Origin of the sequence: Gemmiger formicilis, assembly GCF_900167555.1 — a bacterium.
GTDB lineage: Bacteria > Bacillota > Clostridia > Oscillospirales > Ruminococcaceae > Gemmiger > Gemmiger formicilis.
In genome coordinates, this window is the sequence record NZ_FUYF01000012.1 from 22,750 (window position 1) to 37,176 (window position 14,427).

Annotated in this window: 11 protein-coding genes and 1 pseudogene; all 12 read left to right on the top strand. The window is 55.3% G+C overall.

Annotated features, from left to right (window positions below; translation table 11 throughout):
• Positions 1 to 72: 72 nt before the first annotated feature.
• A pseudogene (locus B5D32_RS10160) lies at positions 73 to 156 on the top strand (Maff2 family mobile element protein); the annotation flags it as partial.
• A gap of 103 nt (positions 157 to 259) precedes the next feature.
• Positions 260 to 1,123 carry a VirB6/TrbL-like conjugal transfer protein, CD1112 family gene (locus B5D32_RS10165; protein WP_078784922.1) on the top strand — a complete coding sequence of 288 codons (864 nt, stop codon included), beginning with the start codon at positions 260 to 262 and terminating at the stop codon, positions 1,121 to 1,123.
• A gap of 20 nt (positions 1,124 to 1,143) precedes the next feature.
• Positions 1,144 to 1,569: a PrgI family protein gene (locus B5D32_RS10170; RefSeq protein WP_078784923.1), complete on the top strand. Its 426-nt coding sequence runs from the start codon at positions 1,144 to 1,146 to the stop codon at positions 1,567 to 1,569.
• Entirely contained in the window at positions 1,496 to 3,898 is a 2,403-nt protein-coding gene (locus tag B5D32_RS10175) for a VirB4-like conjugal transfer ATPase, CD1110 family (protein ID WP_078784924.1), read from the top strand. Before B5D32_RS10170 ends, B5D32_RS10175 begins: the two co-directional genes overlap by 74 nt.
• A complete protein-coding gene (locus B5D32_RS10180) occupies positions 3,895 to 4,791 on the top strand; it encodes a DNA cytosine methyltransferase (protein ID WP_078784925.1) in 897 nt (298 codons plus the stop codon). The genes B5D32_RS10175 and B5D32_RS10180 overlap by 4 nt, the downstream gene beginning before the upstream one ends.
• The gene (locus B5D32_RS10185; protein WP_078784926.1) at positions 4,788 to 6,773 is read left to right on the top strand and encodes a C40 family peptidase; all 1,986 of its coding nucleotides are present in this window, start codon (positions 4,788 to 4,790) and stop codon (positions 6,771 to 6,773) included. Before B5D32_RS10180 ends, B5D32_RS10185 begins: the two co-directional genes overlap by 4 nt.
• Before the next feature lie 18 nt (positions 6,774 to 6,791).
• Positions 6,792 to 7,043 carry a DUF4315 family protein gene (locus tag B5D32_RS10190; protein WP_078784927.1) on the top strand — a complete coding sequence of 84 codons (252 nt, stop codon included), beginning with the start codon at positions 6,792 to 6,794 and terminating at the stop codon, positions 7,041 to 7,043.
• On the top strand, positions 7,033 to 7,755 hold the full coding sequence (locus B5D32_RS10195) for a DUF4366 domain-containing protein (RefSeq protein WP_078784928.1): 723 nt from the start codon (positions 7,033 to 7,035) through the stop codon (positions 7,753 to 7,755). Before B5D32_RS10190 ends, B5D32_RS10195 begins: the two co-directional genes overlap by 11 nt.
• Entirely contained in the window at positions 7,752 to 9,875 is a 2,124-nt protein-coding gene (locus tag B5D32_RS10200) for a DNA topoisomerase 3 (RefSeq protein ID WP_078784929.1), read from the top strand. The genes B5D32_RS10195 and B5D32_RS10200 overlap by 4 nt, the downstream gene beginning before the upstream one ends.
• A 97-nt stretch (positions 9,876 to 9,972) precedes the next feature.
• The gene (locus B5D32_RS10205; protein WP_078784930.1) at positions 9,973 to 13,167 is read left to right on the top strand and encodes a YodL domain-containing protein; all 3,195 of its coding nucleotides are present in this window, start codon (positions 9,973 to 9,975) and stop codon (positions 13,165 to 13,167) included.
• A 3-nt stretch (positions 13,168 to 13,170) separates the two neighbouring features.
• Positions 13,171 to 14,115 carry a hypothetical protein gene (locus B5D32_RS10210; protein ID WP_478292485.1) on the top strand — a complete coding sequence of 315 codons (945 nt, stop codon included), beginning with the start codon at positions 13,171 to 13,173 and terminating at the stop codon, positions 14,113 to 14,115.
• A 2-nt stretch (positions 14,116 to 14,117) separates the two neighbouring features.
• Positions 14,118 to 14,318 carry a transposon-transfer assisting family protein gene (locus tag B5D32_RS10215; RefSeq protein WP_078784931.1) on the top strand — a complete coding sequence of 67 codons (201 nt, stop codon included), beginning with the start codon at positions 14,118 to 14,120 and terminating at the stop codon, positions 14,316 to 14,318.
• Positions 14,319 to 14,427 lie beyond the last annotated feature (109 nt).

Sequence of the window (14,427 nt, forward strand, 5' to 3'; positions counted from 1 at the left end):
TTCTCTTAAAAACACCATATAGATTTTTTGTACGCCGCCGCCCGCCATCGAGCAGAGTTTTACACCTAATTGGGGATAAAACAGCTGGTCGCGGGCGGCGGCGTTGCCCTGATCGGCGTGACCCTTGTCCCGCTGCTGTCCGGGCTGCTGGGCTAAGTCCTGCATCGCTGCCCACAATTTTCCGAACAACTAACACTTAAAATCCTACTCCGCGCTCTCCCTCTCACATGGGAGGGCGCGGGAAAGGAGGTATCTTTTCTTGATTAGTGAGATCATCGAGAAATGGATAAAGGGCATTTTGATAGATGGCATCACGGGCAACCTCTCCGGCCTGTTCGATAACGTGAACGCCAAGGTGGGCGAAATCGCTTCGGATGTCGGCTCTACCCCGCAGGCGTGGAACAGCGGCATTTTCAATATGCTGCGTAGTCTTTCCGAAACGGTAGTGCTGCCCATTGCAGCGGCCATCCTTGCCCTTGTGATGTGCCATGAACTTATCCAGATGATTACCGAAAAGAACAATATGCACGACTTCGACACCTCTATGTTCTTCCGCTGGATTTTCAAGTCTGCCTTTGCCATCCTCATTGTCAGCAACACATGGAATATCGTTATGGGTGTGTTCGATGCCACCCAGAGCGTTGTCAACCAAAGCTCCGGCGTGATCATCGGCGAAACATCCATCCACTTTGACCGCCTGATACCCGGACTGGAATTTCAACTGGAAAGCATGACCATCGGCAGTCTGCTCAGCCTATGGTTCCAGACCCTTGTAGTGGGCCTGACCATGAACATCCTGTCCATCTGCATCTTCCTTGTGACCTACGGCCGCATGATTGAGATTTACGTTGTGACCGCACTGGCGCCTATCCCGCTGGCGACCATGGGCAGCAGCGAGTGGCGCAGCACCGGGCAGAACTATTTGAAATCGCTTTTGGCGTTAGGCTTCCAAGCGTTCCTGATTATGATTGTCGTGGGCATCTATGCGGTGCTGATACGCAACATTTCAGGTGCAGCGGACATTGCCGGGGCCATCTGGGGCTGCATGGGCTACACCGTGCTACTCTGTTTCTGTCTGTTCAAGACCGGCAGCATCAGCAAGTCGGTGTTTGGTGCCCACTAAGGCCGAGAAAGGAAAAACGTATGGCGTATGTGACCGTTCCCAAAGATTTGACCCATGTAAAATCCAAAGTCTTATTCGGGCTGACCAAGCGGCAGCTGGTCTGCTTCGGCGGCGCGCTCCTCACGGGCGGGCCGCTTTATTTTTTGACCCGGGACTATCTTTCCAACAGCGCGGCGGCCCTGCTGATGATTTTTGCCATGTTGCCGGGGCTGCTGTTCGCTCTGTTTGAGCGGCACGGCCAGCCCCTTGAAGTGGTGATTCAGCAAATGATTCAGTGCTGCTTTATTCGTCCCAAGGAAAGGCCCTATCAGACCAACAATGCTTACGCCGCCCTTGTGCGGCAATACCAAATGGAACAGGAGGTAAAGGCCATTGTCCAGAAAAACGATACCCCGCGAAACCGAAAAGCCCAAAAAGCTCACCCGCGCCCAGAAAAAAGAAATTGATGCCGTTCTCCGCAAGTACAAGGGTGACGGCAAGCCCCGCACGGCACAGGCCACCATCCCGTATGAGGCCATCTACCCGGACGGTGTGTGCCGCATTGACCGACGCACGTTCTCCAAGTGCATTGCCTTTGAGGACATCAGCTATCAGCTGGCCCAGCCGGAAACGAGGACCGCCATCTTTGAACACCTGTGCGACCTGTACAACTATGTGGATGCCTCCATCCATGTGCAGCTTTCGTTTCTCAATCGCAAGGTTGACCCGGTGCAGTACGCAAAAAGTTTTGAGATCGCACCGCAGGGGGATGATTTTGACGACATCCGCGCCGAGTACACCGCCATCCTGCAAAAGCAGCTTGCCAGCGGAAACAACGGCATTGTCAAAACCAAGTACCTGACCTTCACCATCGAGGCAGACAATCTAAAAACCGCACGGGCGCGGCTGACCCGCATTGGTCTTGACCTGCTGGGCTATTTCAAGACCATGGGCTGCGTGGCGCACGTCATGGACGGACAGGAGCGTTTGGAGGTTCTGCACGGCATCTTCCACCCGGACGGCGAACCGTTCCGTTTTGACTGGGACTGGCTGGCACCCTCCGGCCTCTCCACCAAGGACTTTGTGGCACCGTCCTCCCTCTGCTTCGGCACGGCCAAGACCTTTGGGCTGGGCGGAAAATATGGAGCGGTGAGCTTTTTACAAATCCTTGCGCCGGAACTTTCGGACGAAATGCTGGCCGACTTTCTCAAAACGGAAAGCGGCATTCTCGTCAATCTCCATGTGCAGGCCATTGACCAGACCGAGGCCATCAAAACCATCAAGCGGAAGATAACAGACCTTGATGCCATGAAGATTCAGGAGCAGAAAAAGGCTGTCCGTTCTGGGTACGACATGGACATCCTCCCCAGCGACCTTGCCACCTACGGCGAGGATGCCAAAAAGCTGCTGAACAAATTGCAGACCCGGAACGAACGGCTTTTCATGCTGACTTTTTTAGTGCTGAATGTGGCCGACACCAAGCAAAAACTGGGCAACGATGTGTTCCAAGCCGCAGGTGTAGCCCAAAAGTACAACTGCTCCCTTATCCGGCTGGACTACCAGCAGGAGCAGGGCCTTGTGTCCAGTCTGCCGCTGGGCATCAACCAGATAAGGATTCAGCGCAGCCTTACCACCTCCAACGTGGCGGTGTTTGTGCCCTTTGTCACGCAGGAGCTTTTCCAGAGCGGCGCGGCCATGTACTACGGCATCAACGCAAAATCCCACAACATGATCATGCTGGACCGCAAGCAGGCCCGGTGTCCCAACGGCTTGAAGCTGGGCACGCCCGGCAGCGGCAAATCCATGAGCTGCAAGTCCGAAATCGTCAGTGTGTTTTTAACGACTGCTGACGATATTTTTATTTCAGACCCAGAGGCCGAGTATTACCCGCTGGTCAAGCGGCTGCATGGGCAGGTCATCAAACTTTCGCCCACCAGCAAGGACTATGTGAATCCTCTGGACATCAACCTCAACTACTCCGAGGATGATAGTCCGCTTGCCCTGAAATCGGATTTTGTGCTGTCGTTCTGTGAGCTGGTCATGGGCGGTAAAACAGGTCTGGAAGCGATTGAGCGCACCGTGATAGACCGTGCCGTGAAAGCCATCTACCGCCCCTATCTGGCGAGCCCCTGCCCGGAGAATATTCCCATCCTCTCCGATTTGCACCAAGCCCTGCTCGACCAACACTTGCCGGAAGCGGACCGGGTAGCGCAGGCATTGGACCTGTATGTGTCCGGCTCGCTGAACGTGTTTAACCACAAAACGAATGTGGACATCCACAACCGGCTTGTGGCCTTTGACATCAAAGAGTTAGGAAAACAGTTAAAAAAATTGGGGATGCTCATTATCCAAGACCAGATATGGGGCCGCGTCACCCAGAACCGCAGCCAAGGCCGGGCCACATGGTATTTTGCAGACGAGTTCCACCTTTTGCTGAAAGAGGAACAGACCGCCGCGTACAGTGCCGAGATTTGGAAGCGCTTCCGCAAATGGGGCGGCGTGCCCACAGGTGCCACCCAAAATGTGAAGGACCTTCTTTCTTCCCCGGAGATTGAGAACATTCTGGAAAACAGCGACTTCATCACGCTGCTGAATCAGGCATCCGGCGACCGCAAAATCCTTTCGGAACGGCTGAACCTCTCCGCAGACCAGCAGAAGTACATCGACAATTCGGAACCGGGCGAAGGACTGCTGATTTTTGAAAACGTGGTGCTTCCGTTTTCCAACCCCATCCCGAAAAACACACAGCTCTATAAGATCATGACCACCCGGCTCAGCGAGGTGGTGGAGCTATGAGCTTAACACATTTCAGCTTGTTTTCCGGCATCGGCGGCATCGACCTTGCCGCGGAAGCAGCGGGGTTTACCTCTGTCTGTCAATGCGAGTGGGCGGCATTTCCCGCCGCTGTGCTGGCAAGCCACTGGCCGGAAGTGCCCCGTTTTCAGGACATCACCACTGTAACAAAGGAGGCTTTCTTTGAAAAAACAGGACTTCGCACCGTCACCCTCATTTCAGGTGGCTTCCCGTGCCAGCCGTTCTCCACCGCAGGGCGGCAGCGCGGCTTCCACGATGAACGCTACCTGTGGCCCGAAATGCTGCGGGTCATCCGGGAATTGCAGCCCCGTTGGGTGCTTGGAGAAAATGTTGCTGGCTTCCTCCGTATGGGGCTCGACAAAACGCTCATTGACTTGGAGCAGGCAGGTTACGATGTTCGGGTTTTCGTATTACCTGCTGCTGCCGTTGGCGCGTGGCACGAACGGAAACGGGTATTCATCATCGGCTCCGCTGCTTCCCACACCCCTTGCCAGCGACACCGGGGATGTGGGCAAGGGGTTGGACATCCAAATCTCTGCGAACGGCAGTTACCGCAAGATGAACAAGGATGGCAAGGCGTGGACGGCGCGGCTTTCCCATGTGGTCTACCGCATGACACCTACCACGCTGGAAAAGCCCTACCTCAACCCGGACTGGGTAGAGTGGCTGATGGGTTTCCCGCGCAAATGGACGGACATTCCCTTTGGGCCGAAGAACCCGCCGACATCCCGCGCCTGACCGAAGATGTGCCGAACTGCAGCAAGCGGATGAAAACGCTGGGCAATGCGGTTTCGCCGCCGCAGGTGTTCCCGATTCTCAAATACATTGCGGACATTGAAACGGGCCGCTGTCCGATGGGAGGTGAAGAACCTTGAAAGAATTGCAGGCAAAAGCCAAAGTCACCCAGACCATGACCCGTGACGGTCTGGTGGTAGAAAATCAAGCGGACGCCACTGTAGAGAATGTTTCCAGTCGGGAGGCGGAACAGGACTACTCCACGGATGCCGAGGGCAAGGCTGAAAAAATCTTAGAACGGGCCGAGGACATCAAGGGCGGGCATAAAAATAAAAAGAAAGCGAAAAAGGCGGCAGAAACCGCAGCCACCGCTGAAAGTGAAGATGGTCTGCACGGTTCCGCTGCCCGTCTGGAATTGACCGAGGAAGAACGGGCAGACCCGGAATTACAGCCGTATATCCACAAAGCGGAAGCAAAAGCCGACAAGCTGGATGCGGCCCGCGCCGCTCTGCCGAAAAAGCGTGTCCCGGTCAAAGAAAAAGTCTACGATGCCGCCAGCGGCAAGGCAAAATTCACCTTGCGTTTTGAGAAGCAGGACAAAGGTCCGCCCGGTCTGAAACCAAACCCGGCCAGCCGCCCGCTATCAGAAGCGTTGCTGTTCGCTCACGGAAAAATCCATGAAGTCGAACACGAAAATGTGGGTGTGGAGGGTGGCCACAAGGGTGAAGAACTGGTGGAGCATCAGACCGCCAAGGCCATCCGCAGCGGCATCCGGCACCACAAGATGAAACCCTACAAGGCCGTGGAAAAGGCAGAGCGTCAGCTCATGTCTGCCAATGCAGAATACTTTTACCAGAAATCCTTGCGGGACAATCCGCAAATTGCACAGGCGGCCAGCAACCCCATTTCCCGGATGTGGCAGAAACGGCGTATCAAACAGCAGTATGCCAAAGCTGCACGGCAGGCCGGCCAAGCCGCCGCGCAGGGTGCAGCCGCCACCGCAGAGAACGGTTTCCGGGTAACAAAGCTGGCAGCCGAGGGCGGCGAACGGGTAGCCGAATTTGCGGCCCGGAACTGGAAAACCATTCTGATCGTGGCGGTGTTCGGTCTGCTGGCCCTGCTGTTGATAACGGGTTTGCAGTCCTGCACCGTGATGGCGGGCACCGCTGGAACCGGCGTGACGGCATCCTCTTATTTTTCCAAGGACAAGGATATGCTGGGTGCCGAAAAAGCCTACGCCAAGCTGGAACAAAAACTGCAACGGTATCTCGACACCTACGAGGCCACCCACAACTACGATGAATACCATTTTTATCTGGACGAAATCGAGCATGACCCCTATGTGCTGATCTCGATTTTGTCCGCGCTCCATGATGGCGTTTTTACATTGGCCGAGGTGCAGGGCGAACTTGAAATGCTCTTTGAAAAGCAGTACATCCTGACCGAGACCGTGACCATGCAGATACGTTACCGTACAAAAATGATGGTTATTATTGGCCCGTATGGTGTGCCGCAAGTTATCACCTACCAAGAACCGTATGAATACTACATCTGCACCGTCAAACTGAAGAACAAGGATTTATCCCATCTGCCCGTGGAAGTGCTGACCGAGGAACAGCTTAGTGCCTATTCGCTCTATATGCGCACGCTGGGCAACCGGCCGGATTTGTTTGGCAAAGCGCAATACCCCAATGCGTCCACCATCAAGCAGCCCACCTACTACGATATTCCCCCGGAAGCGTTAAAGGATGATAAGTTCGCCGCCATGATGGAGGAAGCCACGAAGTACATCGGCTATCCGTATGTGTGGGGCGGCAGTTCGCCCAGCACCAGCTTTGATTGCAGCGGCTACATTTCGTGGGTTCTGAATCACTCCGGCTGGAACGTGGGCCGCCAGACCGCACAGGGCCTTTACAACCTCTGTACTCCTGTTTCGACGGCGCAGGTCAAACCGGGCGACCTTGTGTTTTTCAAGGGAACCTACGATACCCCCGGCGTGAGCCATTGCGGCATCTATGTGGGCAATTCCATCATGCTGCACTGCGGCGACCCTATCTCTTACACAAACCTCAACTCAAAATATTGGCAGGAACATTTTTACAGCTATGGGCGTTTACCGTGACGCCAGAAAGGATTTTGTATGGCAAAAAGACTTTCCCGCATTGAGCGCGATATTGAACGGCTCAAAGAAAAAATCTCCGAATACCAGCAGCAGTTGAAAGAACTGGAAGCTGCAAAGACTGAGCAGGAAAATCTTCAAATCATTCAGCTGGTGCGCAGCATGAATATGACACCGGACGAGTTTGCGGCCTTCCTGCGCAGCGGTGCGCTGAATGCTGCACCCACCGCCACACCGTACCACAAACAGGAGGATGCCGCTGATGAAACCTGATTGGAACCGCCGTTTTGCAGCTGGGCTGCTGGCTATCCTGCTCTGCCTCTGCTCCTTTTCCATGCCCGCTTTTGCAAGCGGCTCTGACCCTGCCCCGGAACCTCTGCCGGAGATTATCGAAGAAGAACCCACTACGGGCGGCATGGAGCCGGAGGGCGTGTCCATCACGCCCAAAGGCAACGCAACACTGGTGGATGATTTTTACGGCGACAAGCAGCTTATCACCGTGACCACCAAGGCCGGGAATTATTTTTACATCCTGATTGACCGCGCCAACGAGGACAAAGAAACCTCTGTCCACTTCCTGAACCAAGTGGATGATGCCGACTTGCTGGCTCTGCTGGATGAAGAACCGCAGGAAACCGAAGTCTGCACCTGCACCGTGAAGTGTGATGTCGGGGATGTCAATGAAAACTGCCCCTTGTGTGAAAAGAGCCTGCGCAACTGCACGGCCCCGGAAGCGGTGAAAACCGACACCGAAACGCCGCAGGAAAAGCCCAAGTCCAACATGGGCAGTCTGATGATCCTGCTGGTGCTGGCTTTGGCTGGCGGTGGCGCGGCACTCTATTATTTCAAGTTCCGCAAGCCCAAGGCCGATACCACCGGGCACGATGATCTGGACGAATACGATTTTGGCGAGGACGAAGATGCAGACGAGGAACCGGCTGAAATCGAAATTCATTCAGAGGACGGACAGGAGGACGAAACATGAGCTTTCAGCTGGTAATTGCCGAAAAGCCCAGTGTAGCCCGCAGCATCGCCGCCGTGATCGGGGCCACTGAAAAGCAAAACGGCTATTGGCAGGGCGGCGGGTATCTGGTCAGCTGGTGCATCGGGCATCTGGTGTCCTTTGCCGAGGCGGGCCAGTACGATGAAAAATACTGCAAGTGGAAGTATGAAGATTTGCCCATCCTGCCCCAGCCGTGGAAGTTCATCGTGCCGGACGAAAAGAAACAGCAGTTTGAAATTGTGCGCTCTCTGCTCAACCACCCGGATGTGGACAGTGTGACCGCCGCGACCGATGCAGGCCGGGAGGGAGAACTGATTTTCCGTTTCGTCTACCAAATAGCCGGTTGCACAAAACCTGTGAAGCGGCTCTGGATTTCCAGCATGGAGGATGCCGCCATCCGGGAGGGCTTTGCAAACCTGCGCCCGGATTCGGACTACGACGCGCTATACCAGTCGGCCCTCTGCCGCGCAAAGGCGGATTGGCTGGTGGGCATCAATGCAACGCGGCTGTTTTCGGTGCTGTATCACAAAACCCTGACGGTGGGCCGGGTGCAGACCCCGACACTGAAAATACTGGTGGACCGGGATGCAAAAATTCTGCGCTTCCAGAAAGAAAAGTATTATACGGTCGGTATCCAGTCCGGCAGCCTGAAAGCGGACAGCGGACGCATTGCGGATGCAGAAACCGCAAATTCTCTCAAAGAAAAATGCACAGGTGCAAATGCAGTCTGCACGTCCATTCGGCGAGAGAAAAAGGCGGAACAGCCGCCCAAACTTTATGACCTGACTACCTTGCAGCGGGAGGCAAACCGCCTGTTCGGCTTCACGGCAAAGCAGACCCTTGACTATGCCCAGCAGCTTTACGAAAAGAAACTGCTGACCTATCCCCGCACGGACAGCCAATATCTGACCGAGGACATGGGCCAAACGGTACAACATCTTGTGTCTGACCTACTGGGGCTGCTGCCCTTTGCTCAAGGGCTTGCACTTGCCCCGAATGTGGGCCGGGTGCTGAACAGCAAAAAGGTGTCGGACCACCACGCCATCATCCCCACGTCCGAATTTGTAAAGCAGGGTTTCACTGGTCTTGCCGAGAGTGAATGCAAGCTGATGAACCTTGTCTGCTCCAAACTGCTCTGCGCGATAGCCGCGCCCCATGAGTACGAAACCGTGACTGCGGTATTTTCCAGTGCAGGAAATGAGTTCACCGCCAAGGGAAAGACCGTGCTTGTCCCCGGCTGGAAAGAGATCGACCAACGGTTCCGCTCCACCATGAAAGCAGACGGCGAAGAAGAAGTGGAAAGCCTGAACACCCTGCCGGAACTGGCCGAGGGGCAGAGTTTCCGCGTAACTTCTACCGTATCGGAACACTTCACGTCCCCGCCGAAAGCCTACACCGAAGATACGCTCCTATCAACAATGGAGCGGGCCGGGGCCGAAGATATACCGGAGGACAAGGTGAATTGCTTCGCAGGAGCAAGAGAGGGTGGTCTGGGCCATGCGGAACGCAAAGGACTGGGTACACCCGCCACCCGCGCCGCAATTCTGGAAAAACTGGTGCAAGTGGGCTTTGTGCAGCGCAAGGGCAAGCAGCTTGTCCCCACCAAGGATGGCATCAATCTGGCGGTCGTTCTGCCGGAAAGCCTGACCTCTCCCACCCTGACTGCCGAATGGGAAAATCGCCTGACCGAGATCGCCAAGGGCAGCGCAGACCCGGACGAGTTCATGGCCGAAATCGAGGCGCAGGTGCGCCAGCTGGTCAAGACCTATTCCTGCATCAGCGCAGACAAGCAAAACCTGTTCCAGTCAGAACGGCTCATCATCGGCAAGTGTCCCCGGTGCGGAGAAAATGTCTATGAGGGTAAAAAGAACTTCTACTGCGGGAACCGTGGCTGTCAGTTCGTGATGTGGAAGAATGACCGCTTCTTTGAGCAGCGGAAAAAGGTGTTCACCCCGAAGATTGCCGCCGCTCTGCTCAAAAACGGCAAGGCAAAAGTCAAGGGCCTCTACTCCGAGAAAACAGGCAAAACTTATGATGCAACGGTGCTTCTGGAAGATACGGGAGGCAAGTACGTCAATTACCGGGTAGAGCGTAAAGAGTAAGGAAAAATACGAGGGCCGGTTATGGTAAGGTGAAGCATTCATTTTGCCATAACCGGCTCTCTCTATCCGTAGGATAGCAAAAAAGGAGTGTGACCGAATGAGCGAATTGTTTTCCATCCAGCTGCAAAATCGGCAGCAGCAAGGCAGGGATGGCGTCTGGCTGGACCTGCCCACCACAACCGAACAGGTACAAGCAGCCCTGCGGCAAATCGGCATTTCGTCTGATAATCCGCAGGGCCTTTTTGTTTCCGGCTACTTTGCCGAGGAAGAAAAGCGTTTTGCGATTCCTTACAACATGGTGCTGGCATCCAGTGTGGATGAATTGAACTTTCTGGCGGCACGGCTGGAAACACTCTCTGCCGGGGAACGCGCAGAGCTGAACGCCGCCCTGCAAGCCCCGCAGAGTGAGCTTTCCAGCATTGGGAAAATCACCGACTTTCCCGAAAACGTGGACTATTATGTGCATCTGCCGGAGATACACGGGCCTGCCCAGCTGGGCGACTACTACTTGAACCGCTCCGGCATGGTGGATATGCCGGAGGAATGGAAAGGCGGCATCGACACGGCGCAGTTTGGCCGCTATGTGGCCCAGCAGGAGCAGGGCGTGTTCACCCAGTACGGCTACCTTGTCAAAAGCGGGGACGAGTGGCAGAAAGTACACGAGGGCCAGCCTGTACCAGAAGAATACCGGGTGCTGTCCTTTCCTGCGCCGGAAATCCTGCGGGATGCGGTCAACATCCCGCCGCCCATCCAGAGTGGACCGCAACGGCAAAAAGTTCTCCCCATCATCCTGAACGGCAAGGACAGTGCAGAGCGGATGAAAGAGATAACGGACCGGCTGGAAACAGGGATTCAAGAATTATTCGACAGTGACCGCTATAAAGCCTACCTCACCACGATGGCAAAATTCCACAATTACAGCTTCAATAACACCTTGCTGATCGCCATGCAGGGCGGGCAGCTGGTGGCAGGCTTCAACAAGTGGAAAGGCACATTCCACCGCACCGTAAAAAAGGGCGAAAAGGGCATTAAAATCCTTGCTCCTGCGCCTTACAAGGTCAAGCAGAAGATGGAAAAGCTGGACGAACAGGGCAAGCCGATTCTGGGCAAGGACGGAAAGCCGCTGACGGAAGAAAAGACGGTGCAGATTCCGGCCTTCAAGGTGGTGTCCGTGTTCGATGTCAGCCAGACCGAGGGCGAACCGCTGCCATCTATCGCAGTGGATGAACTGTCCGGCAGCGTGCAGGACTACCAAGATTTTTTCAAGGCATTGGAGCAGGCATCCCCGGTGCCCATCGGGTTTGAGGACATCGAGGGCGGGGCGCACGGCTATTTTCATCTGCTCGACAACCGCATTGCCATCCAAGAGGGCATGAGCCAGCTGCAAACCATCAAGACAGCCATCCATGAGATTGCCCATGCTAAGTTGCACGCCATCGACCCCAACGACCCGGAACAGACCAACTGCCCGGACAGCCGCACCCGCGAGGTGCAGGCCGAAAGTGTGGCCTATGCCGTCTGCCAGCACTACGGGCTGGACACGTCCGAGTATTCCTTTGGCTATGTGGCCGGGTGGAGTTCGGGTCGGGAACTGGCCGAACTAAAAGCCTCTCTGGAAATTATTCGTAGTGCGGCCCATGAGCTGATCTCTGCGCTGGACGAACATCTGGCAGAACTGCGCCAGCAACGGGAAGCGAATCTTTCTGCTGCACAGGAGACTGCATTTGTGCTGGACAGTGGCAACACCCTGTTCATCCAGACCTGCGATTCCGGCTATGACTACACCCTGTACGGCCCGGATAACAAGACTTTGGACGGAGGCCAGCTGGACGCGCCCGGTCTGACCCTGCCGGATGCCGGGCAGGAAGCGCTTAATCTGTTGGGGCAGACAGCCGCGGTGTCAGAAGTCCTGTTGGGCGATAAGCTAGCGGCATTCCAAGAGGCCGCCGAAAAGGCCAACGAAATTCCCGCACCCATTAAAATTCCAGACCCCACCGCAGAGCCCACGGTTACGATTTTGTGGAGTGAAAGCGACAAGCTGCAGGACGGCGAAATCATGCCGCTGTCTGTGGCAAACCGCGTCTTTGAAGAACTGGACACCGCCCAGCACACGGACAGGGAAAAGGACGGCTACACGGGCGGCTGGTACGACAAGACCGCATTCCGTATTGATTTTACCCTGAACGGCCAGCCCGACAACTACGAGGGACGGCAGGATTTTGGTGACGGAGAGGGTTCTTTGGTTCAGCATATCCAGAACTACCACGAATACTACGCCAAGGACGAGAACTGGAAAAATTTTGTTCTACACAACAAAGGCCCGGAAGCGTGGGAACAAGACAAGGCAGAGCGGGAAATGGTGCTGACCGAGTTTATCCCGTACCTCAAACAACATTGCAATCTTTCGGCCATGGAGCAGGCAGCCACCGCCGCTTTGCGGGAGGGACAGAACATTTCGCCGGAACAGGCTGCCTATTACAACGCTGTTGTGACCTATGTGCAGGACTGCCGCCCACTGCTCAACCAAGGCCAGTACAACTTGCCGGAACCGCCCAAGCTGGCTGACTTTGACCAGAGCTTGCAGAATTACAAGGCACAGGTGCAGGCCGAGATCGCGCAGGAAGCGGCTGCAGCCGGAATGACCGTAGAGGAATACGCAGCGGCAGGCTTTGAAGCACCGCAGCAGGACAGCTTTTCCATCTACCAGCTGCGCAATGAGGATTCCACCCGTGATTATCATTTTGAGCCCTACGACCGCCTGCAGACTGCCGGTTTGACCGTGGACAAGGCCAACTATACGGAAGTATACGCCGCGCCGCTGACTGCTGGCACCACGTTGGAGGACATCTACCGCACATTCAATGTGGACTATCCGGCAGATTTCAAGGGACACTCACTGTCTGTTTCGGATGTGGTGGTGCTGCACCAGAATGGGCAGGATACCGCCCACTACTGCGACAGTGTGGGCTTCCAGCAGGTGCCGGAATTTTTGCGGGAAAATCCGCTGCGCACCGCAGAACTTTCCACCGAACAAAACGAAAATATGATTGATGGTGTGTTGAACAATGCGCCCTCTCTGGGCGAATTGGAGGCAAAAGCAAAAGCCGGGGAACAAATTTCTCTGACGGACCTTGCCGCCGCAGTCAAGGCCGAGGAAAAGGCACCGAAAACCAAGAAGTCCCGCGCCGCAAAACCGAAAAAGCCGTCCATCCGGGCACAGCTGGATGCCGCAAAAAAGGAGCAGAGCAAGCAAACGCAGCCACGGGAAAAGACAAAGGAATTGGAGGTATAAGCCGTGCAAAAATTTGAAAATATGGATGTGATCGCTGCGCTGGAAGCCATTATGCACCAGAACACCGCATACTATCAGAGCGATTTTGCCTATGACATCAAGATGCTGCGGGAGGCCGCCCGCAGCGACCAGCCGGAAGATAAGCTGCTGTTGTGGCTGTCCCGGCCCTCTGGAACATTCTGCTTCCGGGAACGGGATGCGTTGCTCAAAGATACCCAAGCCTACAACACATGGAAGTTCTGCGGCGAACAGACCCATGACAGGATTCTTGCCTATGCGGTGGAGTTGACCGGTGCGGCCAACGGAACCGTGCAAGGCCATCTGTATGAACTGGACTATCAGCAGCACTTCCAGCATATCCGGGATGCCGCTCTGCCCGTGGGTGCCAATCGCCTGATCTACGAAAGCGGGATGCGGGAGATTGGCCCCAAAGAGCATTTCGACAGTCGCCCGGACAAATATTTCGGAGAGTTCGTGCGGTATGAAATGCAGCCCCGTGACCCGGAACTTCTGCAAACGGCCATCCGGCAAGAGCAGCGCAGTCGAGAACCGGCACGGCCCGGTGATTTCAAAGAACATCTTGCGGCACTGCACACTGGGCTGATCGAGGCCGAGGCGCAGCGTATCGTAGCCGATATGAAGCGTCTGGCTGCTCCCAACAGCCCGGACAAGAATCATTTCATGGTAGAGGTATCGCCCTACTTCACCAAGCTGGCATCCAGCCGGGACACGGACCAGCTGCTTGCCATGCTGCCGTATAAATCTTTACATCTGTCCAGCGTAAAAGACCGTTTCGGCATCTACGCACTGGTTGACAAAAAGGAGAACCGGGACAGGGGCATCCGCAAGCCCCGTGCTTCCGTCCGCAAGCAGCTTTCCGAAACCAAACAGGCCGTCAGCCCGAAAAAGGCAGCGGCCCGCAGCAAACAATACGAAATGGAGGTCTGACCATGAATTTCAGCGTTGAAGAAGAAAATTTGATCTGTATGTACCACACCTCTGACCGCCGCCGGACGATGGCGCGGATGCTGGCCGCTCTACCGGGTATGAACACGGAAATGCGGCGGCTGGCAAACGGTACCATTGCAAAGTTGGAGCGTATGACTGACGCTGACTTTGACGGACAGAGGTTTGATTTTACGGGTGAATAATACCGTCAGCTTGACAATGACGCATTATTTTTAATCAAAGTAATGTGTCGTTGTCAACACAGAAATAGCCGGACACGGTGGCCTTGGGGTTGCTGTGTCCGGCTATTTT

Excerpts from the sequence above, each read along its gene's own strand:
- B5D32_RS10170 (WP_078784923.1), top strand. The coding sequence starts at position 1,144 with ATGGCGTATGTGACCGTTCCCAAAGATTTGACCCATGTAAAATCCAAA.
- B5D32_RS10180 (WP_078784925.1), top strand. The coding sequence starts at position 3,895 with ATGAGCTTAACACATTTCAGCTTGTTTTCCGGCATCGGCGGCATCGAC.
- B5D32_RS10190 (WP_078784927.1), top strand. The coding sequence starts at position 6,792 with ATGGCAAAAAGACTTTCCCGCATTGAGCGCGATATTGAACGGCTCAAA.
- B5D32_RS10195 (WP_078784928.1), top strand. The coding sequence starts at position 7,033 with ATGAAACCTGATTGGAACCGCCGTTTTGCAGCTGGGCTGCTGGCTATC.
- B5D32_RS10200 (WP_078784929.1), top strand. The coding sequence starts at position 7,752 with ATGAGCTTTCAGCTGGTAATTGCCGAAAAGCCCAGTGTAGCCCGCAGC.
- B5D32_RS10205 (WP_078784930.1), top strand. The coding sequence starts at position 9,973 with ATGAGCGAATTGTTTTCCATCCAGCTGCAAAATCGGCAGCAGCAAGGC.
- B5D32_RS10215 (WP_078784931.1), top strand. The coding sequence starts at position 14,118 with ATGAATTTCAGCGTTGAAGAAGAAAATTTGATCTGTATGTACCACACC.